Origin of the sequence: Reyranella sp., from assembly GCF_017305915.1 — a bacterium.
Classification (GTDB): Bacteria; Pseudomonadota; Alphaproteobacteria; order Reyranellales; family Reyranellaceae; genus Reyranella.
In genome coordinates this window covers 222223-242253 of sequence record NZ_JAFKJN010000011.1, presented here as the reverse complement: position 1 = coordinate 242253, position 20031 = coordinate 222223, and the positions used below count along the sequence as shown (strand labels likewise).

The 20031-nt window shown below is 66.6% G+C and carries 22 protein-coding genes; 13 read left to right on the top strand and 9 right to left on the bottom strand.

All coding sequences use genetic code 11. From position 1 onward, the window contains the following. Positions 1 to 347 precede the first annotated feature (347 nt). The 8 genes from J0J01_RS10230 to J0J01_RS10195 all read left to right on the top strand — a co-directional run bounded on the left by J0J01_RS10230 (position 348) and on the right by J0J01_RS10195 (position 8270). The gene (locus J0J01_RS10230; RefSeq protein ID WP_296380207.1) at positions 348 to 2282 is read left to right on the top strand and encodes a peptidyl-prolyl cis-trans isomerase; all 1935 of its coding nucleotides are present in this window, start codon (positions 348 to 350) and stop codon (positions 2280 to 2282) included. Positions 2283 to 2296: 14 nt separating this feature from the next. After that, the gene (gene trpE / locus J0J01_RS10225) at positions 2297 to 3823 is read left to right on the top strand and encodes an anthranilate synthase component I (RefSeq protein ID WP_296380206.1); all 1527 of its coding nucleotides are present in this window, start codon (positions 2297 to 2299) and stop codon (positions 3821 to 3823) included. Positions 3824 to 3861: 38 nt separating this feature from the next. Continuing rightward, entirely contained in the window at positions 3862 to 4674 is an 813-nt protein-coding gene (locus J0J01_RS10220) for an enoyl-CoA hydratase/isomerase family protein (RefSeq protein WP_296380204.1), read from the top strand. Between the two features lie 106 nt (positions 4675 to 4780). Then, complete coding sequence (locus tag J0J01_RS10215; RefSeq protein ID WP_296380202.1) at positions 4781 to 5533, top strand: SDR family oxidoreductase; 753 nt, start codon at positions 4781 to 4783, stop codon at positions 5531 to 5533. Between the two features lie 18 nt (positions 5534 to 5551). Further along, positions 5552 to 5962 (top strand): DUF350 domain-containing protein, encoded by a 411-nt coding sequence (locus J0J01_RS10210; RefSeq protein WP_296380200.1) that lies wholly within the window; start codon positions 5552 to 5554, stop codon positions 5960 to 5962. Position 5963: 1 nt separating this feature from the next. Next, positions 5964 to 6248 carry a hypothetical protein gene (locus J0J01_RS10205; RefSeq protein ID WP_296380199.1) on the top strand — a complete coding sequence of 95 codons (285 nt, stop codon included), beginning with the start codon at positions 5964 to 5966 and terminating at the stop codon, positions 6246 to 6248. Between the two features lie 2 nt (positions 6249 to 6250). After that, positions 6251 to 7381: a glutathionylspermidine synthase family protein gene (locus J0J01_RS10200; RefSeq protein ID WP_296380197.1), complete on the top strand. Its 1131-nt coding sequence runs from the start codon at positions 6251 to 6253 to the stop codon at positions 7379 to 7381. A 10-nt stretch (positions 7382 to 7391) separates the two neighbouring features. After that, positions 7392 to 8270: a TauD/TfdA family dioxygenase gene (locus J0J01_RS10195; protein WP_296380196.1), complete on the top strand. Its 879-nt coding sequence runs from the start codon at positions 7392 to 7394 to the stop codon at positions 8268 to 8270. On the opposite strand, the gene J0J01_RS10190 is transcribed toward J0J01_RS10195, so the two are convergent. Together J0J01_RS10190 and J0J01_RS10185 are read right to left on the bottom strand one after the other, a co-directional pair. Then, positions 8267 to 10126 (bottom strand): ABC transporter ATP-binding protein, encoded by a 1860-nt coding sequence (locus J0J01_RS10190; RefSeq protein WP_296380195.1) that lies wholly within the window; start codon positions 10124 to 10126, stop codon positions 8267 to 8269. The two genes, J0J01_RS10195 and J0J01_RS10190, sit on opposite strands and share 4 nt — an antisense overlap. A gap of 19 nt (positions 10127 to 10145) precedes the next feature. After that, positions 10146 to 11162 (bottom strand): aldo/keto reductase, encoded by a 1017-nt coding sequence (locus tag J0J01_RS10185; protein ID WP_296380193.1) that lies wholly within the window; start codon positions 11160 to 11162, stop codon positions 10146 to 10148. 159 nt (positions 11163 to 11321) lie between these two features. Here J0J01_RS10185 and J0J01_RS10180 point away from each other — a divergent pair, with 159 nt between their 5' ends. Next, positions 11322 to 12602, top strand: a complete 1281-nt coding sequence (locus J0J01_RS10180; protein WP_296380191.1) for a CmcJ/NvfI family oxidoreductase — start codon at positions 11322 to 11324, stop codon at positions 12600 to 12602. 29 nt (positions 12603 to 12631) lie between these two features. Next, complete coding sequence (locus tag J0J01_RS10175; RefSeq protein WP_296380188.1) at positions 12632 to 13321, top strand: hypothetical protein; 690 nt, start codon at positions 12632 to 12634, stop codon at positions 13319 to 13321. A 3-nt stretch (positions 13322 to 13324) separates the two neighbouring features. On the opposite strand, the gene J0J01_RS10170 is transcribed toward J0J01_RS10175, so the two are convergent. From J0J01_RS10170 to J0J01_RS32690, 5 genes are read right to left on the bottom strand one after another with little or no spacing between them, the layout of a single operon-like run. After that, positions 13325 to 14551, bottom strand: coding sequence for an acyl-CoA dehydrogenase family protein (locus J0J01_RS10170; RefSeq protein ID WP_296380186.1), 1227 nt, complete (start codon positions 14549 to 14551; stop codon positions 13325 to 13327). Positions 14552 to 14561: 10 nt separating this feature from the next. After that, positions 14562 to 15773: an acyl-CoA dehydrogenase family protein gene (locus J0J01_RS10165; protein WP_296380185.1), complete on the bottom strand. Its 1212-nt coding sequence runs from the start codon at positions 15771 to 15773 to the stop codon at positions 14562 to 14564. Positions 15774 to 15826: 53 nt separating this feature from the next. Continuing rightward, positions 15827 to 16189, bottom strand: a complete 363-nt coding sequence (locus J0J01_RS10160) for a DUF5615 family PIN-like protein (RefSeq protein ID WP_296380183.1) — start codon at positions 16187 to 16189, stop codon at positions 15827 to 15829. A 3-nt stretch (positions 16190 to 16192) separates the two neighbouring features. Further along, entirely contained in the window at positions 16193 to 16336 is a 144-nt protein-coding gene (locus J0J01_RS10155; protein WP_365736564.1) for a DUF433 domain-containing protein, read from the bottom strand. Then, positions 16270 to 16416: an SWIM zinc finger family protein gene (locus J0J01_RS32690; RefSeq protein ID WP_365736561.1), complete on the bottom strand. Its 147-nt coding sequence runs from the start codon at positions 16414 to 16416 to the stop codon at positions 16270 to 16272. The genes J0J01_RS10155 and J0J01_RS32690 overlap by 67 nt, the downstream gene beginning before the upstream one ends. A gap of 58 nt (positions 16417 to 16474) precedes the next feature. On the opposite strand from J0J01_RS32690, the gene J0J01_RS10150 reads away from it, so the two are divergent. Continuing rightward, entirely contained in the window at positions 16475 to 17044 is a 570-nt protein-coding gene (locus tag J0J01_RS10150; protein ID WP_296380179.1) for a cupin domain-containing protein, read from the top strand. A 93-nt stretch (positions 17045 to 17137) separates the two neighbouring features. Next, positions 17138 to 17377: a hypothetical protein gene (locus J0J01_RS10145; RefSeq protein WP_296380177.1), complete on the top strand. Its 240-nt coding sequence runs from the start codon at positions 17138 to 17140 to the stop codon at positions 17375 to 17377. 32 nt (positions 17378 to 17409) lie between these two features. Here J0J01_RS10145 and J0J01_RS10140 read toward each other — a convergent pair whose 3' ends face one another. Together J0J01_RS10140 and J0J01_RS10135 are read right to left on the bottom strand one after the other, a co-directional pair. Beyond that, positions 17410 to 18093, bottom strand: a complete 684-nt coding sequence (locus J0J01_RS10140) for a glutathione S-transferase N-terminal domain-containing protein (protein ID WP_296380175.1) — start codon at positions 18091 to 18093, stop codon at positions 17410 to 17412. A gap of 9 nt (positions 18094 to 18102) precedes the next feature. Beyond that, positions 18103 to 19074 carry a tripartite tricarboxylate transporter substrate binding protein gene (locus J0J01_RS10135; protein WP_296380173.1) on the bottom strand — a complete coding sequence of 324 codons (972 nt, stop codon included), beginning with the start codon at positions 19072 to 19074 and terminating at the stop codon, positions 18103 to 18105. A gap of 67 nt (positions 19075 to 19141) precedes the next feature. Between J0J01_RS10135 and J0J01_RS10130 the strand changes: the two genes are divergently transcribed. Further along, complete coding sequence (locus J0J01_RS10130; protein ID WP_296380171.1) at positions 19142 to 20023, top strand: aldolase/citrate lyase family protein; 882 nt, start codon at positions 19142 to 19144, stop codon at positions 20021 to 20023. The last annotated feature ends 8 nt before the right edge of the window (positions 20024 to 20031 follow it).

The following is a 20031-nucleotide window of genomic DNA, read 5'->3' as shown; positions in this document are numbered from 1 at the left end:
AATCTGGTTCGAATCCCCAAGCTCACGGCCGCCTGACCCGGCTCCCACGGATCGACAGATCACCTGACGCCGCCAGACTTTCCAGTGATCGGGCCCCGCCAAGGCCAAAAACTCCGCAGTGAGGAGTTCTTCAGCAGTCTGCTAGAGCGGTTTCCGGTCAGAGGGAAGCGCGTGCGCTTCCCTCTGACCGGAAACGCGCGCACTGGCGGTACTGATCCTTCGGGCACATTCGTCCGGGCAACGCCCGGACGAATGTGCCCGAAGGGCCAGCCACGTTGCCTGCAAGGGGGCCCGATGGTAGGCATGCGCCCCGTCGTTTCGACCCCTTCCCAGCGCGAAGCTCCACAGTGAACAGATTCCGCAAGATCGCCACCTACATCGTCATGGCCACCCTGATGACCATGCTGATCGTGAGCTTCGCCCTGTGGGGCATCGGCGACATGCTGCGCATGGGCGGCGGCGGCCGCGAGGTCGCCCATGTCGGCGGCTTCCATGTGCCGATCTATGGCTGGGTCGGCGGCACCTCGGTGCAGATCGACGAGGTTCGCGACCGCTTCAACCGCCAGCTCGAGCAGATCCAGCAGCAGACCGGCCAGCGGCCCGAGCCCGAGCAGGCGCTGCGCTTCGGCCTGCACCTGCGCGCGCTGGAAGACGTGTTGCAGCGCGCGATCATCGACCACGCCATGCAGCAGTACGGTCTGGAGGTCAGCACCGCCGAGGTCCAGGCGTTGATCGCCCGCAATCCGGCCTTCGCGGGCCCGACCGGCTCGTTCGACACCAACAAGTATCGCGGCCTGCTGCAACAGGCCCGCATCACCGAGGCCGCCTACGTCGCCGACGTGCGTCGCCAGATCGCCTCGGCGCAGCTCTTCGGCTCGGTGCGCACCGAGGGTCTCGCGCCCACGAGCCTGCGCGACGACATCTTCAGGATGGAGGCCGAGAAGCGGGTCGCCGAGACGGTCTACATCCCCGACGCCACCGTCACCGACGTGCCGAAGCCCACCGCCGAGCAGCTCAGCGTCTATTTCGACGCCAACAAGAACAAGTTCCAGATCCCCGAATTTCGCGCCTTCTCCTACGTGCTGCTGACCGTCGCCGACGTGATGGACCAGGTCACCGTCAACCCCGAGCAGCTCAAGCAGGAGTACGACGCCCGCCAGGCCGAGTTCGGCTCGCCCGAGAAGCGCGACGTCGACCAGGCGATGGCCGACAACGAGGAGAAGGCCAAGAAGATCATCGAGCTCGCCAAGGGCGGCAAGTCGCTCGAGGATGCGGCCAAGGAAATGACGGGCAATGCCGACGGCGTGATCAAGCTCGGCTCGGTGCAGAAGAAGGACCTGCCGGCCGGCCCGCTGGCCGACGGTGTGTTCGCCGCGCCCGAGGGCATCGCGCCCGAGCCGATCAAGTCGCCGCTCGGCTGGCACGTGATCCGCATCAACAAGATCGAGCCCGGCAAGGCGACTCCGCTCGAGGAGGTCAAGGGCAAGCTCGAGACCGAGGTCAAGAACCAGCTCGCGCCCGACCTGCTGATCAAGCTAGTGACCGACTTCGACCGCTCGCTCAGCAAGACGCAGTCGATGATCACCTCGGCGCAGGAGCTCAACCTCAAGGTCCACGCGGTCGAGAACGTCGATGCGCGCGGTCAGGACCCGACGGGCAAGCAGGTCGTCTCCGGGCCTGCGGCCTCGGAGTTGGTGCAGGCGGCCTTCGCCACGCGCGAGGGCAGCGAGAGCCAGCTGCTCGACACACCGAAGGGCGAATACTACGTCGTCCGCACCGACCGCGTGACGCCGGCCCGGATCCCTGCCCTGTCCGAGGTCGAGGCCAAGGTCGTCGAGACCTGGCAGGCCGAGGAGCGGCGCAAGCGCGCCGAGGCCAAGGTCAAGGAGGCGCTCGACAAGGTCAACGCCGGCGGCGACCTCGCCACGATCGCCAAGGAGGTGGGGATGGAGCTGCGCACCACCAAGCCGGTGACGCGCTACGAGGCCGACGCGGGCAACTATCTCACCCAGGCTGCGACGCAGGAGCTGTTCAAGCTGCCGGTCGGAAAGGCCGCCTCGGTACGCAGCGCCGAAGGCAGCGCGATCGTGCGGCCCAAGGAGATCCAGGCCGCCGACCTCTCCAAGGAGAAGGACCTGGTCGGGCGCTTCGGCAAGCAGCTCGACGGCATGATCGGCAACGATCTGATCGGCCAGCTGCTCGCCGCGCTGCGCGCCAAGTACGGCGTGACCGTCAACGAGCAGGTCTTCATGGCGGCGTTCCAGCCGCAAAACCAGCAGTAGCTCCCGCTAACACCATGACCGTCTCGCCCGAGTTCGACGCCTTCGCCGGCACTTATGAGGCTGGCAAGCCGCAGCTCGTCTGGACCAAGCTGGTCGCCGATCTCGAGACGCCGGTCTCGGCCTACCTCAAGCTGGCGGACGGCCGCGCCAACTCCTTCCTGCTGGAATCGGTCGAGGGCGGCACGGTGCGCGGGCGCTATTCGATTATCGGCTTCAAGCCGGACGTGATCTGGCGCTGCACCAAGAACAAGGCCGAGATCAACCGCCGCGCCCGCTCCGACGCCCACGCCTTCGAGCCGCTCGACGGCCGGCCGTTGGAGACGCTGCGCACGCTGATCCGCGAATGCCAGATGGAGCTGCCGGCCGGCCTGCCGCCGATGGCCGCCGGCCTGTTCGGCTTTCTGGGCTACGACATGGTCCGCGACATGGAGCGGCTGCCCGACAAGAACCCTGATCCGATCGGCCTGCCCGACGCGATCATGGTGCGGCCGACGCTGATCTGCATCTTCGACCGCCTGGAGGACAACGTCACGCTGGTGACGCCGGTCTGGCCGCAGGCCGGGCTCAGCGCCCGCGCCGCCTACGAGGCCGCACAGGAGCGGCTGGCCGACGCCGAGGCCGACTTCGAGCGCTCCCTGCCCTTCCGCCGCGACAGCAGCGACGCCCTCGACGACCTGCCCGAGCCGCAGGCCAACATGAGCAAGGACGCGTTCAAGAAGATGGTCGAGACCTGCAAGGAGTACATCCGCGCGGGCGACGCCTTCCAGATCGTGCCCTCGCAGCGCTTCTCACTCCCGTTCAAGCTTCCGCCGCTCGCGCTCTATCGCTCGCTGCGCCGGATCAACCCATCGCCGTTCCTGATCTTCTTCGACTACGGCGACTTCACGATCGTGGGCTCGAGCCCGGAGATCCTGGTACGGCTGCGCGACAACATCGTCACCATCCGGCCGCTCGCCGGCACCATCCGGCGCGGTGCCACGCCTGAGGAAGACAAGCAACTCGCCGACAAGTTGCTGGCCGATCCCAAGGAGCACGCCGAGCACCTGATGCTGGTCGATCTCGCCCGCAACGACGTCGGCCGCGTCTCCAAGATCGGCTCGGTGCGCGTCGTCGAGCAGTTCACCATCGAAAAGTACAGCCATCTCCAGCACATCAGCAGCCACGTCGAGGGCACGCTGGAGGACGGACTGGACGCGATCGACGCGCTGAAGGCGGGCTTCCCTGCGGGCACGCTGTCGGGCGCGCCCAAGGTCCGCGCGATGGAGATCATCGACGAGGTCGAGCCGGTGCGCCGCGGCATGTACGCGGGCTGCGCCGGCTATTTCGCCGCCAACGGCTCGATGGACACCTGCATCCTGCTGCGCACGGCGCTGGTGAAGGACAGCACGATGTATGTCCAGGCGGGCGTCGGTGTCGTCGCCGATTCCGACCTCGAGGCGGAGTACCAGGAGAGCGTGCTGAAGGCCCGCGCCCTGGTCCGCGCGGCGGAAGAGGCCGTGCGCTTCGAGAGCCGCCGCAACGTCGGCAATACAAGGCGCTGACCTTACGCTAGGCTCCTTCGGAAACGGAGGAACCTGGCATGTCCGACTGGCAGAAGAGATATCAGCGGCTGGTGTTCGATCGCCCGCACCCCAAAGTGCTGCGCGTCACCATGAACCGTCCGGAGAAGTACAACGCCACGGACGCGATCATGCATACCGAGCTGGTCAATGTCTGGCGCGACATCGACGGCGACGACACGGTCAACTGCGTGATCATCCAGGGCGCCGGCGGCAAGGTGTTCTCGGCCGGCGGCGACTTCGACCTGATCGAAAACAACATGAAGGACTACAACGCGCTGCTCCGCACGTGGAAGGAAGCGCGCGACATCGTCTACAACGTCATCAACTGCTCCAAGCCGATCGTCTCGACGATGCGCGGCCCCGCCGTCGGCGCGGGCCTGGTCGCCGGTATCCTGGCCGACGTCTCGATCGCCTCGAAGAAGGCCAAGATCATCGACGGCCACACGAGGCTCGGCGTTGCCGCCGGCGACCATGCGGTGATCGTGTGGCCCCTGCTCTGCGGCATGGCCAAGGCCAAGTACTATCTGCTGCTCTGCGAAGCGGTCGACGGCGAGGAGGCCGAGCGCATCGGCCTGGTCTCGATGTGCGTCGAGGACGACCAGCTCGAGGCCAAGGGCCTCGAAGTGGCGACCAAGCTCGCCGAGGGCGCGCAGACCTCGATCCGCTTCACGAAGTACGCCCTCAACAACTGGCTGCGCATGATGGGCCCCTCGTTCGACGCCTCGACGGCGCTAGAGATGCTGGGTTTCATGGGGCCCGAGGTGAAGGAAGGCCTCGCCTCGCACCTCGAGAAGCGCAAACCCAAGTTCGATCCGTATTCACCGATTTAGTGTCGTCCTGAGCGAAGCGAAGGACCTCACATAACGGACAGCCCCGGTGCGGCGAAGGCCAGATCCTTCGCTTCGCTCAGGATGACAAGATGGGAGGATCAAAGGAATGCGTGGACTGAACGGCAAGAGCGTCATCGTCACCGGCGGCGCGGGCGCGATCGGCGCCGCGATCTGCCGCCGCTTCGCCGAACATGGCGCCACGGTCGGCGTGTTCGACAAGAACCTCGACGGCGCCAGGAAGATCGCTGGCGAGATCAAGGGCATCGCCTGCGGCGCCGACATCACCGACTACAAGGCGGTGGCCGACGGCATCGCGGCCTTCGAGAAGGAGGCCGGCCCGACCGACATCCTGGTCAACAACGCGGGCTGGGACCAGTTCGTCAACTTCGTCGACACGACGCCGGAGCTCTGGACCAAGATCATCGCCATCAACCTGCATGGCCCGCTGAACATGAGCCATGTCGTGCTGAAGGGCATGGTCGCACGCGGCCACGGCCGCGTGGTCAACATCGCCTCCGATGCCGGCCGCGTCGGCTCCTCGCTCGAGGCGGTCTACTCGGCCTGCAAGGGTGGCATCATCGCCTTCACCAAGACGGTGGCGCGCGAGGTGGCCCGCAAGGGCATCACCCTCAACACGGTGTGCCCGGGACCGACCGACACGCCGCTGCTGGCGGCGGTCGCCGGCAACGACGAGCGCGGCCAGAAGATCCGCGCCGCGCTGGTCGGCGCGATCCCGATGAAGCGGGTCGGCCAGCCGGAGGACATCCCGGGCGCGGTCTGCTTCCTGGCGAGCGACGACGCGGCCTTCATCACCGGCCAGACGATCAGCGTGTCCGGCGGCTTGACCATGCACGGCTGAGCAGCGGAAAGTCGCGGCATGCCCGAGCTGAGCTGGCTGGCCGCGGCCTTCCCCAACTTCGTGCGCTACGTCGTGACGGGTTTCGCGCTGGCGGGCCTGTTCCTGTGGATCTACGTGCTGGTCACGCCGTGGCGCGAGTTCGCCCTGATCCGCGCTGGCAATTCGGCGGCGGCGATCGCGATGATCGGCGCGCTGCTGGGCTTCTGCCTGCCGCTCGCCAACACCATCGCCCATTCGTCGTCGCTCACCGACGTGGTGCTGTGGTCGCTGGTGGCGCTGCTGGTTCAGGTCGGCGTGCACATCGTGCTGCGCCTGCTGATGCCGCAGCTCAGGCAGGCGATCGAGGCCAACGAGGCCGCTTCGGGCATCACCGCCGGCGGCTTCGCGCTCAGCTTCGGCCTGATCAACGCGGCCTGCTTGACGACCTGACATGACGATGCCGCCCGACAACCGCCCGCGTGCCTCCCGAGCCATCAAGCTCGTGCTGATGGGCATCGCGGGCGCCGCCCTGCTCTTCTCCTGCACGCCCGGGATCATGGGCGGCGGCATGGGCTTCTGGCCGTGGCTGTGGCTCATGGGCAATCCTTTTTTGCGCGGCACGGCGGTGACGGCCCCCAGCACCACCGCGACGACGCCATCGACGACGCAGGCCCAGCCCAGCCAACGCGGCGGCTTCGGCGGCTCGGCCGGCGAGCACGGCACGACGGCGAGCTGACGATGCAGCGTGAGACGGTCGCCCCGCGCCCGGGCTGGCAGAACAAGCTCGAACAGCTCGGCTTCGACTACTACGTCATGGACGGCAAGGCTTACTGGACCGAGCAGGCCTGCTATGCCTTCACCTCGGACGAGGTCGATCAGCTCGAGGCCGCGACCGAGACGCTGCACGAGCTATGCCTCAAGGCGGTCGAGCACGTGGTCTCCAACGAGCTCTGGGAGCGCATGCGCATCCCGCCGGCCTGGGGCGACTACATCGCCGCGGTGTGGCGGCGCGGCGACCCGACGATCGTCGGCCGCTTCGATCTCGCCTACGACGGCAAAGGCCCGCCGAAGCTGCTGGAGTACAACGCCGACACGCCGACTGCGCTCTACGAGGCAGCGGTGATCCAGTGGCACTGGCTGAAGGACGTGAAGCCCGACGCCGACCAGTTCAACTCGATCCACGAGCGGCTGATCGAGGCATGGCGCGGGATCCTGAAGCGCCTGTCGTCGGAGGCGCTGGTCCACTTCGCACGCTTCGAGGACCAGCCCGAGGACCTCGCGACCTCGGAGTACATGCGCGACACCGCCCTGCAGGCCGGCCTCGCCGGCAAGCCGCTCGCGGTGCCGCAGATCGGCTGGAACGGCAAGCGCTTCACCGATCCCGACGAGATGCCGATCCGGGTGATGGCCAAGCTCTATCCCTGGGAATGGATGGTGCGCGAGCAGTTCGGCGCGCACGTGCTGACCGACACCACGGCCTTCCTCGAGCCGGCCTGGAAGATGATCCTCAGCAACAAGATGCTGCTGCCGCTGCTGTGGGAGGGATTTCCGAACCACGAAAATCTTCTGCCGGCGTTCGCTACCGAGCATGCCGACCTGAAAGGCTCGTACGTGAAGAAGCCGATCTTCGGCCGCGAGGGCCATAACGTGACCGTGGTCGGTCCCGGCTTGTTCGACACCGCCGGCGGGAGCTACGGTCAGGAAGGTTTCGTCTACCAGGCCTATCAGCCGTTGCCGGTGTTCGACGGCAATCACGCGGTGACGGGCTCGTGGGTGATCGAGGGCAAGGCGGCCGGCGTGGGCATGCGCGAGGACGAACGGCGCATCACCCACAACAACAGCCGCTTCGTGCCGCATTATTTCAGGTGAGGAGCGTCCGATGAGCGAGATCTGGATCCAGCCGACCGGGGGCGCCCTCGGAGCGGACGTGTATGGCGTCGACCTCTCCCAGCCGGTGAGCGATGCCACGTTCAAGACGATCGCCGAAGCCTGGGGCGAGCATCTGGTGCTGCGCTTCTCCGGCCAGAAGATCGACGACCCGACGCTGATGACCTTCAGCGCCCGCTTCGGCGAGCTCGATCGCGTGCCGATCGCCGCCGCCGGCTTCGACCGCATGGATTCCGGCGTGGTCGACCAGGCGCGGGAATGGGTGGCGGTGATCGCCAACGTCAAGAAGAACGGCAAGGCGATGGGCGGGCTCGGTTCCTACGAGCTCGTCTGGCACACCGACATGTCCTACAACCCGCTACCGCCGCGCGCCTCGCTGCTGTACGCGCTCGAGGTGCCGCCCGACGGCGGCAACACCGGCTTCCTCAACATGTACGCGGCCTACGAGACGCTGCCCGACGAGCTCAAACGCGCGATCGAGGGCAAGACCTGCATCCACGATTCGAGCCGCAACTCGGCAGGCGAGTTGCGCAAGGGTTTCCAGACCACCTACGACGTCAGCAAGACGCCGGGCGCGGTGCATCCCCTCGTCCGCCTGCATCCGGTGACCCAGCGCAAGGCGCTGTTCCTCGGCCGCCGGCCGGGCGCCTACATCCACGGGCTGAGCATCGAGGAGAGCGAGAAGCTGCTCGATGCGGTTTGGGCGCATGCCACGCAGGACCGCTTCGCCTGGTACCAGAAGTGGCGGATCGGCGACCTCGTGATGTGGGACAACCGCTGCGTCATGCACCGCCGCGACGCCTTCGACGAAGGCCTGCGCCGTCTGATGCACCGCACCCAGATCGTCGGCGAGCCGGTGCTGGCGGGCTAGCGGTAACCTGCCGCTTGCAGCTCGAACAGCTCGGCGTAGAGCCCGGGCTGGGCCACCAGCTCCTCGTGCGTGCCGGCGGCCACGACCTTGCCGTCGGCCAGCACGAAGATGCGATCGGCCATTCGCACGCTCGAGAATCGGTGCGAGATCAGCACCGCGGTCTTGCCGCGACTGAGCTCCTTGAAACGCTGGAAGACCTCGAACTCGGCGCGGGCGTCGAGCGCGGCGGTCGGCTCGTCGAGGATCAGCACCTCGGCCTCGCGCATGTAGGCGCGGGCGATCGCCACCTTCTGCCATTCGCCGCCCGACAGCTCGACGCCGTTCTTGAAGCGCTTGCCGATGCGCTGGGCATAGCCGCCGGGCAGGCCGGCGATCACCTCGTCGGCCTGGCTGCGCCCGGCGGCGCGCTCGATGCGGGCATGGTCGTCGCGCGCCTCGATGCGGCCGACCGCGATGTTGTCGCCGGCCGTGAAGTTGTAGCGCACGAAGTCCTGGAAGATAACGCCCATGCTGCCGCGCAGCCCGGTGAGGTCGTATTCGCGCAGATCGCGGCCGTCGAGCAGGATGCGCCCCTCGTCCGGGTCGTAGAGCCGGGTCAGCAGCTTCACCAGCGTGGTCTTGCCGGCGCCGTTCTCGCCGACCAGCGCCACCGCCTCGCCTGCTTTGAGAGTGAAGTCGAGATGGCGCACCGCCCAGCGGTCGGCGCCAGGATAGATGAAGCCGACATCCTCGAACACGAAGCCCTGGCGGATCGGCTGCGGGAACGGCAGCCCGTTGGCCGGCGACACGATCTCGGGTCGGGTGCGGAAGAAGGAGAACAGGTCGTTGAGATAGAGCGCCTGCCCTGCCACCGACGAGAATCCGAACAGCAGGAACTCCAGCAGGCCGCGCAGGCGCAGGAACGAGCCCGACAGGAACGTCAGGTCGCCGATCGAGAAGTCGCCGTGCAGCGTGCGCCACACGATGTAGGCATAGGCGGCGTAATAGCCCACGGTGCCGACGGCAGCGAACAGGCTGCCCCACACCGCGCGCCGGCTCGCCAGCGCGCGGTTGTCCTCGTAGAATTTGGCCGCCAGGCGCTTGTAGTGACCGATCAGGAAGCCGTGCAGGCCGAAGATCTTCACTTCCTTGGCGGTCTCCACGCTCGCCGCCGTCTGGCGCACATAGTCGAGCTCGCGCCGCTCGGGCGTGCGGCCGAAATCGAGCGAGTAGGTCCGCGCGTTGAAATGCGCCTCGGTCAGGAAGGCCGGCACCAGCGCAAGCGCCAGCAGCAGGATCAGGAACGGCGCATAGACCGCCAGGCCGACGATCAGGGTCGCGACGGTGATCCCCTGCTGCGCCTGGTTGAACAGCTGGGCCATCAGGGTCAGGCGGCCGCTGGTCTGACGCCGCGCGCGCTCGAGCTGGTCCTGGAACTCGGCATCCTCGAAGTCCTCGAGGTCGAGCGTGGCGGCATGCTCCATCAGCCGCACGCTGGAGCCGTTGGTGACCTGCTCGGCCAGCAGGTTCTCGGCGAGCTCGATGCCCCGGCCCAGCACGTCCGCCAGCACGGCGATGCCGAACTCGGCCAGGAGCAGCACGCCGAGGTAGGTCAGCTGCCCGCTCTGCATCCAGCCGTCGAAAGTCGTCGGACGGTCCGGCATCTGCACCAGATGCACGACGTCGTCGATGATCAGCTTGCCGACATAGAGGCTGGCCACCGGCACCATCGCCCGCACCAGCCGCAGCAGCAGCGCTCCGGCCGTCAGGCCGGGGCCGATGCTCCACACCATGGCCAGGAATGGCCGCAGGGTGCGCAGGGCGCCGAAGCGCTCCTTGAAGGTGCGCGGGTTGGGAATGGTCCGGGGATCGCTCATCGCACCGCCGGCCGACGGTCTAGCTCATCCCCGGCATTTTGATGGCGGACTTGCGCCGCTCGGGCAGCGGATCCTCGAAGGCGCGCGGATAGCGCCACGGCCGCGCCGAGACCTTGTTGAGCCTGTCGAGCGCTTGCACCGGCAGGCGCCAGCCGCCGGCCTTCAGCGTTTCGCCGAGCTGCTCGGCATTGCGGGCGCCGACGATCGCCGAGGTCATGAACGGCTGGTCCATCACCCAGCGCAAGGCCACCTGTGCCGGCGACTTGCCGAGCTCCTTCGCGACATCGAGCAGGGTCTGCAGGATCTCGGCATGGTTGGGCGCGAAGAAGCGGCTCTGGAAACCCCAGCCCTCGGCCGAGCGGCTACCCTGGACCTTGAGGCTACCCGGCGTGTACTTGCCGGTGAGATAGCCGCTGCCGAGCGGCGACCAGGCCACGCAGCCTAGCCCCTTGAGCTGCAGCACCGGCACGATCTCCTCGTCGATGTCGCGCACCACCAGGCTGTATTGCGGCTGATAGCAGGCGAACTTCTCCCAGCCGTTGACCTCGCTCAGCCACAGCGCTTCCATCAGCCGCCACGCCTCGAAGTTCGAGCAGGCGGTGTAGAGCACCTTGCCGTCGCGCACGAGGTCGTCGAAGGCGCGCAGCATCTCCTCGAGCGGCGTCGCATGGTCGACGTGATGGATGAAGAAGATGTCGACGTAGTCGGTCTGCAGCCGCTTCAGCACGCCCTCGATCTGCTGCTTGATGTGCAGCCGCGACATGCCTGAATCGTTGGGCCGGGGACCCATCGGGTTGAAGACCTTGCTGGCGATCACCGCCTCGTGCCGCTTGCCCTTCAATGCTTCGCCGAGCATGGCCTCCGAGGTGCCGCCGACATAGGAATTGGCGGTGTCGAAGAAGTTGACGCCCGCCGCCAGCGCCGCGTCGACCATGCGCAAGGCGCCGGCCTGGTCGGCGCCGTTGCCGAAGGTCATGGTGCCGAGGCAGATCTCCGAGACCTTGAGCCCGGCGCGGCCGAGATTGCGGTAGTCCATTGTGCTTCCCGGTGTTGATTCGGAGACAGCTTATAGCATCGAGAGGCCCATGGCCCTTGGGCTCCACGCATGACGCGGATTTATGACCGGGAAAGATACATGATCTGGAAAGCACCGGGCTCGTATGCCACCGTAGCCTGAACGAACCGGAGGTGCGCCATGAGCCCGCTCGAGGTGATCGAGAACAACACCGAAACGAATTCCAAGACGGCTTCGCCGCCCTATGTGCCGCCGCTCCAGCTCACGGAGGGGCAGTCGCCCCCGATCGCGGCGAATGGCGGCCTGTCCTACGTGTCTTTCGACCGGTCCGGCGATGCGGGAACCGCCAAGGCGCTCGAGGATGCGCTTGCCGAGCTCGCCGGCGGCGAGGGCCAGCGCGTCATCGACATGATCGACAATGCCCCGCCGGGCCCGATCAAGACCCGATGGGGCCTTGCGTTCCGCGACTACGACGACTGCGTGAGGTTCATTCGCGAATCGAACAGCTTCAAGGCGCCGGAAGGCGGCGTGGTGCTGCCGCTGGCCTATAGCGTCCACGAACGGCCGAGCTATTCCATCGTTCCGTCCAACGCCATCTGGCACGACCCAGCGCACGCCGAGATGGCCGCGCGCCTGCGCAAGAACGAGGAAGACAACCGTCGGCGCAACCTCTATTTCCCACATGTGCTGCGCGACGCGCGGCGCATCGGCGAATACTACCCGGGCCTGTCGCCCAGCAGCCCCGAATGCATGGACCGGCTCGGCGTCTCGTTGGCGCACCTCGAGTCGAAGTGCTCGAACTTCTACGATGCCGCCGAGGTGGAGCGCGTGTTCTACCCTGAGATCGAGAAGCTCCTTCTCGACTTCTTCCCCGACGCGACCGATGCCCTGGTCTACAACCATGACGTCTTCGACAAGGACTACGCAGGCGACCGGACGGAAGACCAGGACAACAAGAACCCGGGCGTGAACGCCCGCTACGTCAACCTCGTGCACAACGACCTGAACGACAACAGCGGCCGCGTGCGCTGCCGCGAGCTGCTGACCAGGAACCTGCGGAACTTCGGGCGTCCGCAGCACTACACGGAGGAAGAGGCCGACGGGAAGATGTCGCGGCGGTTCATGTCGATCAATCTCGCCAAACCGATGGAGACGGTCGAGCAGTTCCCCTTCGTGCTCTGCGCCTGGCCCTCCTTCGCCGACCAGCCCTACATCAACAACTACAGGATCTACGACGACCGTGTCGGCGAGACCACCCGCTTCACCTATCGCCCGACCCACGAGTGGTACTGGTTTCCCAAGCAGACCTCGACGGAAGTCTCGATGCTGAAGTGCTACGACTCCGTCACCGATGGTTCGGTTTCTCGCTGGTCCTTCCACACCGCCTGCATCGACCCGACGGCGCCCGCCGACGCGCGCTGCCGCAAGAACGTCGTCGTCCGGGCGTATGTCTTCTTCTAGTCAGGAGAGCCATGCCGCGACACTTTGGGATGTTGGTCCCCTCGACCAACACCACGAACGAGATCGAATACGGCCGCCTCGCCCCCGATCTGCAGGTGCACACGGGGCGCCTCGGCAAGGGCGGCGACACGCCGTTCTCGCCGAGTAAGGACGCCGACGTGGCCTATCAGGCGCAGCTGCTCGGCGAGGCGCGGGTCGAGGTGATCATGCTGGCGCAGACCTCGGCGAGCCTGTTCGCCGACGACTACGACGCGGTGACGGTGAAGCGCATGACCGACGCATCGGGCGTGCCGTCCTTGACCTCCGCACAGGCGATCGGCCGGGCGCTGAAGGCGCTCGGGGCATCGCGCGTCGCCATGGCGACGCCCTATTCGGAAGAGGTCATCGGACGGGCCCGGCGCTACTACCAGACCAAGTACGGCGTCGAGACGGTCGCCTGGGAAAGCCTGGGCGCCACCAACGCCTATGCCATCGGCAAGATGGACGCCAGCCTGGTCGAGGCGGCGTTCCGCCGGATCGACCGGCCGGATATCGATGCGCTGGTGGTGCCCGGCGGCAACTTCCCGACCATGGACCGGATCGCCGCCTGGGAGCGCCAGTTCGGCAAGCCGGTGATCACCACCAATCAGGCGGCGCTGTGGGCGGTGCTGCAGGCCATGAAGGTCGACACGCCTCTCCCCGGCAAGGGTCGGCTGCTCGAGCAGCTGCCCGCAGGCTGACGATCAGAGCCCCAGCATCGCCTTGGCGAGCACATTGCGCTGCACCTCGGACGAGCCGCCGTAGATCGTGGTCTTGCGCTGGTTGAAGTAGCGCGGCGCCACGTCGTCGACATACTCGCCGCCGACCGGCACGACGTTGCTGTCGTAGTTGCGCAGCTCGGTGAAGGGCGTGCCGTACCAGCCGACCGCCTCGACCGCCAGCTCGGTGATCTTCTGGCCGACCTCGGTGCCGCGCATCTTGACGATCGAAGCCATGCTGCCCGGCGCGTCGCCGGTCTTCAGGCTCGAGTAGAACATCAATTCGTTCATCTCGACGGCGTCGAGCTCCATCTCCAGCGCCGCCATCTTCTCGCGCCAGTGCGGGCTCGCCGACAAGGGCTCGCCCTCATCGAGCTGCGTCTTCGAGAGTGTCTGCAGATGGCGGAAGGCCTTGCGCAGCCTGGGCCCGTGCGCCTGGCCGCCGCGCTCGAACTCGAGCAGGTACTTGGCGTAGGTCCAGCCCATGTTCTCCTCGCCCACCCGGTTCTCGACCGGCACCTTCACGTCGGTGAAGAACACCTGGTTGACCTCGTGGCGCATCGGCGTGCGCGTGCCGTCGACCAGGTAGATCGGATCGACTCGGATGCCCGGCGTCTTCATGTCGATCAGCAGGAAGGAGATGCCCTCCTGCCGCTTGCCTTCGTTGGAGGTCCGCACCAGGCAGAACATCCAGTCGGCCCAATGGGCGTTGGTCGTCCAGATCTTCTGACCGTTGACGACGTAGTGATCGCCACTATCGTCCTTTTGCCGCTCGGCACGCGTGCGAAGGCTCGCGAGGTCGGAGCCCGATCCCGGCTCCGAATAGCCCTGGCACCACAGCTCCTCGGCGGCGGCGATCTTGGGCAGGAAGCGCTTCTTCTGCGCCTCGCTGCCGTACTTCATCAGGACGGGCGCGACCATCTTGAGGCTGAACGAGGAGAGGTACGGCGAGTCGGCGCGCGCCATCTCCATCTCGAAGATGAACTTCTGCGTCGAGCTCCAGCCGGTGCCGCCATACTCCTTCGGCCAGTTCGGCACCAGCCAGCCCCTCTCCGAGAGCTTCTTCTGCCACTGCAGCAGCCGCTCCCTGGAGACGTGGCTCGAGCGGCTGCGGCGGCTCTCCTCCGCCACCTCCGGCGGCATGTTGGCCGTGATCCAGTCGCGCACTTCCTTCTGGAAGGCGAGCTCCTCGGCGTTGAAGGCTAGGTCCATCGTTTCCTCGTCACAGGCCGAGCATCACCTTGGACATGATGCCGCGCTGCACCTCGGACGAGCCGCCGTAGATCGTCATCTTGCGGCCGTTGAAGTAGCGCGGCGCCAGCACGTCGGCGCCCTCGGGGCCGATCGGCTCGACATTGGCGTTCCAGGCGCGCTGCTGGGGGAACGGCTGGCTGTAATAGCCGGCCGCCTCGACGGCGAATTCCTGGACCTGCTGCATCACCTCGGTGCCGCGCAGCTTGATCATCGACGACAGCGGCCCCGGGTTCTGGCCCGAGGCGAGCTTGGAGTAGAACTCCATCTCGAACATCTCGAGGCCCGAGATCTCGATGTCCATGCGGGCCAGCTTCTCGCGCCAGGCATGATCGCTCAGGATCGATTCCTCGCCCTCCGGCATCGCGCTCGCCAGCCGCTTCAGCTTCTCGAAGCCCGAGCGCAGGCGCGGGCTGTAGGGATTGCCGCCGCGCTCGAACTCGAGCAGGTACTTGGCGTAGGTCCAGCCCTTGTTCTCCTCGCCGACGCGATTGCCGACCGGCACCTTCACGTCGGTGAAGAACACCGAGTTCACCTCCTGCGTGCCGGCGCGGTTGCCGTCGGCGGTGATGATCGGCTCGACCGAGATGCCCGGCGTCTTCATGTCGATCAGCAGGAAGGAGATGCCCTCCTGCGGCTTGCCCTCGCTGGAGGTGCGCACCAGGCAGAAGATCCAGTCGGCGGTCTGCGCCAGCGTCGTCCAGGTCTTCTGGCCGTTCACGATGTAGTAATCGCCGTCGCGCACCGCCTTGGTGCGCAGGCTGGCGAGATCGGAGCCCGAGCCCGGCTCGGAGTAGCCCTGGCACCAGATCAGGTCGGAGTTCAGCATCGGCGGCAGGTGCCGCTTCTTCTGCTCGTCCGAGCCGTACTTCATGATCACCGGCGCGCACATCTTGGGGCCGAACGGCGAGGTGCCGGGCGCGCCGGCCTTCGCCATCTCCATCTCGAAGATGTACTTCTGCGTCGTGGTGAAGCCCGGGCCGCCGAACTCCTTGGGCCAACCGGTGCACAGCCAGCCCTTCTTCGCCAGCCGCTTCTGCCAGTCGAGCAGCCTCTCCTTCGGCAGGTAGGCGTTCCGGGCGACTTTGAGCTCGCCCATGATCTCGGGCGTCAGATTCTCCTTCAGCCAGTCGCGCACATCCTGCTGGAAGGCCAGCTCTTCCTTGCCGAACGTCAGGTCCATTCTCGGGCTCCTTTGGGAGCTGAAAGTAGCGCGCGGGACGGCGTTCCGCAAAGCTATGACAGGCGCGGCAACGGCCGAATCCGAAGCCTTCCCGGCTCTACCACCAGGAGGTTGCCAATGAGGACGTCCGCCTTCGCGGAGACAACGTCCGCCACACGATCGACAACGATGGCGTTCGGGAGCGGATCTAGTTCCAGGAGAATGATTCCTCCAACAGCTGTTCGCTGCCGGATGACCATCTCGCCGAAGTCTCGATCCTCGGTGATCACGATACTCTGATCCGCGACGGCCAACGCGAGCCCATCTTGGTCCGAAGCCGCAGGCTTGCTTTCCGCTATCGCGAGGACGTCGAAACCTGCCGCCGGAAGGCGCTCAATGACGGCTCGCGCGATGTTTTCGTCCGCCAGGAAGCGCATCCATCACTCGGCGGCGAGAACCGTCTCCTGCTCCAGGTAGTCGGCGGCAAAGGATAGCGCAGCCCGCAGATCATCCTCGGTCAGCTTCGGATATGCCTGCAGCAAATCCGAAAACGACTGGCCAGCGCCCAGCTTGCGCAGGAGCAGTTCCACCGTGATGCGCGTGCCCTTGATGCAGGCTTGCCCATCATCACGGCCAGGTCGACGGAGATTCGGACGTTTGACATGTTCTCGGCATGATACCCGAGATAGGGGACCGGAAAAACATCCCCGGGGAGGAAATGCATGCCCCATCGCATCCGCCGCGTCGTCACGGGCCACGACAAGAGCGGCAAATCGGTGTTCGTCATGGACGGCAAGGCGCCCAACGTGCTCGAGATGGCGTCGATGCCGGGCGTGGCGCTGACCGACCTGTGGCGGACGAAGACGGCGCCTGCCTCCAACGCCGGCAATGCCGACGCCGCGGTCGGCCGGATCGTGCTGGAGCCGCCGGCCGGCGGCACCATCCTGCGCATCGTCGAGATCCCGCCCGATTCGAAGTGGCGCAAGAGCGCCGACGCCCGCAAAGCCTTCGCCTCGATCGGCGCCGGCGGCGCGCCCGATCATGCCTCGGCCGACGCCATGATGCATGCCACCGCGACGGTCGATTACATCATCGTGCTGAAAGGCGAGATCTGGGCGATCCTCGACACGGGCGAGAAGCGCCTCGAGCAGGGCGACGTGCTGATCCAGCGCGGCACCAACCATTCGTGGAGCGTGCGCACCCGGGAGCCCTGCGTGATCGCCGCCGTCCTGGTTGGCGCCAAGCCGGTCGGCCGCCTGACGCGGAAGAAGAAGGCCGTCGGTCGCCGCTGATACAAACTGTGGCGGCCTGCCGCACCTTTGCACGATAAGGAACCATCCTGCCGTTACGGCGTTGGCTCTCGGCCCGCGTTCATGGGGACTCGAATGACCACGACGGACGATACGTCTTTGCTGCGCGCCCGCTTCTGGCACGACCGCGCCGAGGAAGCCTGGTCGATGGCCAGCCAAATGACCGACCCCATCGCCAAGACCACCATGGTGGAAATCGCCGAACGCTACGATCTGCTGGCCGATGCCATGGTCCCCAGGGAGGCCATGGCGCACGGGCGCGAGAATCATCGCCCCGGACGCCGCTCCTCGGTCGCTCCCGAAGGCCTTCTGTAGGACTCCTTCGCCCATCATAGTCGAGACGGCGCTCAAGCGACCTTCTTGGCGAGATGCGGGAACATGGCGGCGCGCGCGGCGTCGTCCATCTCGGTCTTGAAGCCGTGCTTGTCCTTGAGCGCCAGCGCGCGCTGCGCCGCCGGCCGCGCGCTGATCTCGCCGAGATGGCGCTGCAGGCTCGGGAACTGCTTGGGCGCGTCCGGGCCCAGCACGTTGGGGATCAGCCGCGACCAACCCCACACCGCCATGTCGACGATGCCGTAGGCGTCGCCCACCATCCATTGCTGCTTGGCCAACCGCGCCTCGAGGATGCCCCAGTGGCGCTGCGCCTCGAAGGTGTAGCGGTTGACCGCATACTCCTTGGGCTCCGGCGCGAAGTTGCGGAAGTGCACCGACTGGCCCGAATAGGGCCCGATGCCCGACGCCACGAACATCAGCCACGACAGCATCGCGCCGCGATCGGCCGGCTTGCCCGGCAGGAACTTGCCCGTCTTCTCGGCGAGGTAGAGCAGAATGGCGTTGCTGTCGAACACCGTCGCGCCGTCGTCGACGATCGCCGGCACCTTGGCGTTGGGATTGATCGCCAGGAACTCCGGCGTGTGCTGCTCGCCCTTGCGGGTGTCGACCGGCACCAGGTCATAGGGCAGCGCCATCTCCTCGAGGCACAGCGCGACCTTGGTCGGGTTGGGCGCGAGATTGTAATAGAACTTGATCATGCCGCTCTCCTATTCCGGCTTGGCGCCGGATGCTTTGACGATCGGATCCCAGAACGCCATCTGACCGTCGAAATACGTCTTCGCCTCCTCGGGCGTGGACTGGATCGGCTCGATGGCGAGCTCGGCCATGCGCTTCACGACCTCGGGGTTCCTGAGCGCCTCGTTGAACACCGCGTTCAGCTTCACGATGATCGGGCGCGGAACAGCCGCCGGCGCCTGAGCAACGTACCAGGTGTTGATCGACAGCTTGAAGCCGACGGCCTCCTCGACCGTCGGCACGTCGGGAAGCTGCGGCAGCCGCTTGTCGGCCATCACCGCCAGGACCCTGAGCTTGCCGGCATCGATGAAGCCCTTGCTGGAGCCGATCGTGTCGACCTGAAAGGCGTGCCGGCCGGCGATGGTGTCGATCATGCCGGGCGCCGAGCCGCGATACGGCACGTGCAGCGCCTCGACCCCCGCCTTCTCCAGGAACAGGAAGCCCGACAGATGGATCATCCCGCCGTTGCCCGACGACGCGTAGGAATACTTGCCCGGCTCCTTCTTCATCGTGGCGATGAGCTCGCGCAGGGTCTTCGCGCCGTCGGTCGGCACGACGACGATCAGCGGCACGCTGGCGACGTACGAGATGCCGGTCACACCGTTGACGACGTCGTAGCCCAGCGTCTTGCCGTAGAGCGCGGGCGTCAGCGCGTTGGTCGAGGGCGCCATCAGCAGCGTGTAGCCGTCCGGTGCGGCCTGGGCGACCATCGCCGAGCCGATATTGCCGCTCGCCCCCGCCTTGTTCTCGACGACGACGGTCTGGCCGAGTATCTGCGAGAGATGCGGTTGCAGGATGCGGGCGACGACATCGGTCGGCCCGCCGGCGCCCGCCGGCACCACCAGGCGGATCGGCCGGTCCGGATAATTCGCCTGCGCCGCGGCGGCGCCTGCCATCTGCGACACCGTTCCGGCAAGAGCCGCGCGTCTGCCCAACTTCACCATTTCTTCCCTCCGCACCCGCGAGTGTACGGTCTATGCTGCGACACAGGAAAGACAACGGGGAAATGCGATGGGTAGCCGACTGAACCGCGCCATCGAGCTGCTCGAAGCGGACCAGGCCATCTACTACGACGGGCCGCACACCGGTCACGTGCTGACCTACGACCAGGGCCGCGCCGACGCCCAGACCTGGGCCGACTACATCAATGTCGGCATGGAGCACGGCGCCTTCGACATGACCGGGCTCGAGGAATACATGCGCGGCCTGCTCGACGGCGGCCCGACCCGCTCGGGTCATCTGACGCCGACGGTGATCGTCGAGGCGCCGGTCAACGGCACCGACGGGCCGAACGTCGCCTTCAATGCCTGGCAGTTCCGCCAGATCCTGGCGCGCGGCGTTCACGGCATCCTGCTCTGCCAAGCGGAATCCGCCGACGCGGTGCGCGAGTTCGTGCGCGCCTGCCGCTTCCCGCACAACAAGGCCGGCGTCGACACGCTCGGCACGGGCAGCCGCGGCCGCGGCTCGGAGCCCACAGCCGCGCCGATCTGGGCGGTGAGCCAGCAGGAATACTTCAATCTCGCCGATCCCTGGCCGCTCAACCCCACGGGCGAGCTTCTGCTCGGTGTAAAGATCGAAAGCCCCGCGGGCGTCGCCAACGCCGACGAAATCTTGGCGATGCCAGGATTGGGTTTTGCGGAGCTGGGGCCGGGCGATCTCGGCCTGTCGCTGGGCTACACGACCCTGCAGCGCCGCCCCTATCCGCCCGAGATGGAGGCGGCGCGGGCCAAGGTCTTCGGCGCCTGCAAGAAGAACAAGCTCGCCTTCCTCGAAGGCGCCACGCCGGAGACTATCGCCAAGAGCCTCGACGAGGGCGTGCGCGTGATCTCCGGGCACAATCCCGAGACCGCCAAGGTCGGTCGCGCTCACCAGAAACGCATCATGCCGGTCTAGGGGCCGGT

Excerpts from the sequence above, each read along its gene's own strand:
- J0J01_RS10210 (WP_296380200.1), top strand. The coding sequence starts at position 5,552 with ATGCCCGAGCTGAGCTGGCTGGCCGCGGCCTTCCCCAACTTCGTGCGC.
- J0J01_RS10215 (WP_296380202.1), top strand. The coding sequence starts at position 4,781 with ATGCGTGGACTGAACGGCAAGAGCGTCATCGTCACCGGCGGCGCGGGC.
- J0J01_RS10185 (WP_296380193.1), bottom strand. The coding sequence starts at position 11,162 with ATGGACTACCGCAATCTCGGCCGCGCCGGGCTCAAGGTCTCGGAGATC.
- J0J01_RS10145 (WP_296380177.1), top strand. The coding sequence starts at position 17,138 with ATGACCACGACGGACGATACGTCTTTGCTGCGCGCCCGCTTCTGGCAC.
- J0J01_RS10150 (WP_296380179.1), top strand. The coding sequence starts at position 16,475 with ATGCCCCATCGCATCCGCCGCGTCGTCACGGGCCACGACAAGAGCGGC.
- J0J01_RS10165 (WP_296380185.1), bottom strand. The coding sequence starts at position 15,773 with ATGGACCTGACGTTCGGCAAGGAAGAGCTGGCCTTCCAGCAGGATGTG.
- J0J01_RS10190 (WP_296380195.1), bottom strand. The coding sequence starts at position 10,126 with ATGAGCGATCCCCGGACCATTCCCAACCCGCGCACCTTCAAGGAGCGC.
- J0J01_RS10130 (WP_296380171.1), top strand. The coding sequence starts at position 19,142 with ATGGGTAGCCGACTGAACCGCGCCATCGAGCTGCTCGAAGCGGACCAG.
- J0J01_RS10170 (WP_296380186.1), bottom strand. The coding sequence starts at position 14,551 with ATGGACCTAGCCTTCAACGCCGAGGAGCTCGCCTTCCAGAAGGAAGTG.
- J0J01_RS10160 (WP_296380183.1), bottom strand. The coding sequence starts at position 16,189 with ATGCGCTTCCTGGCGGACGAAAACATCGCGCGAGCCGTCATTGAGCGC.
- J0J01_RS10195 (WP_296380196.1), top strand. The coding sequence starts at position 7,392 with ATGAGCGAGATCTGGATCCAGCCGACCGGGGGCGCCCTCGGAGCGGAC.
- J0J01_RS10180 (WP_296380191.1), top strand. The coding sequence starts at position 11,322 with ATGAGCCCGCTCGAGGTGATCGAGAACAACACCGAAACGAATTCCAAG.
- J0J01_RS10220 (WP_296380204.1), top strand. The coding sequence starts at position 3,862 with ATGTCCGACTGGCAGAAGAGATATCAGCGGCTGGTGTTCGATCGCCCG.
- J0J01_RS10175 (WP_296380188.1), top strand. The coding sequence starts at position 12,632 with ATGTTGGTCCCCTCGACCAACACCACGAACGAGATCGAATACGGCCGC.
- J0J01_RS10135 (WP_296380173.1), bottom strand. The coding sequence starts at position 19,074 with ATGGTGAAGTTGGGCAGACGCGCGGCTCTTGCCGGAACGGTGTCGCAG.
- J0J01_RS10200 (WP_296380197.1), top strand. The coding sequence starts at position 6,251 with ATGCAGCGTGAGACGGTCGCCCCGCGCCCGGGCTGGCAGAACAAGCTC.
- J0J01_RS10205 (WP_296380199.1), top strand. The coding sequence starts at position 5,964 with ATGACGATGCCGCCCGACAACCGCCCGCGTGCCTCCCGAGCCATCAAG.
- J0J01_RS10140 (WP_296380175.1), bottom strand. The coding sequence starts at position 18,093 with ATGATCAAGTTCTATTACAATCTCGCGCCCAACCCGACCAAGGTCGCG.
- trpE (WP_296380206.1), top strand. The coding sequence starts at position 2,297 with ATGACCGTCTCGCCCGAGTTCGACGCCTTCGCCGGCACTTATGAGGCT.
- J0J01_RS32690 (WP_365736561.1), bottom strand. The coding sequence starts at position 16,416 with ATGTCAAACGTCCGAATCTCCGTCGACCTGGCCGTGATGATGGGCAAG.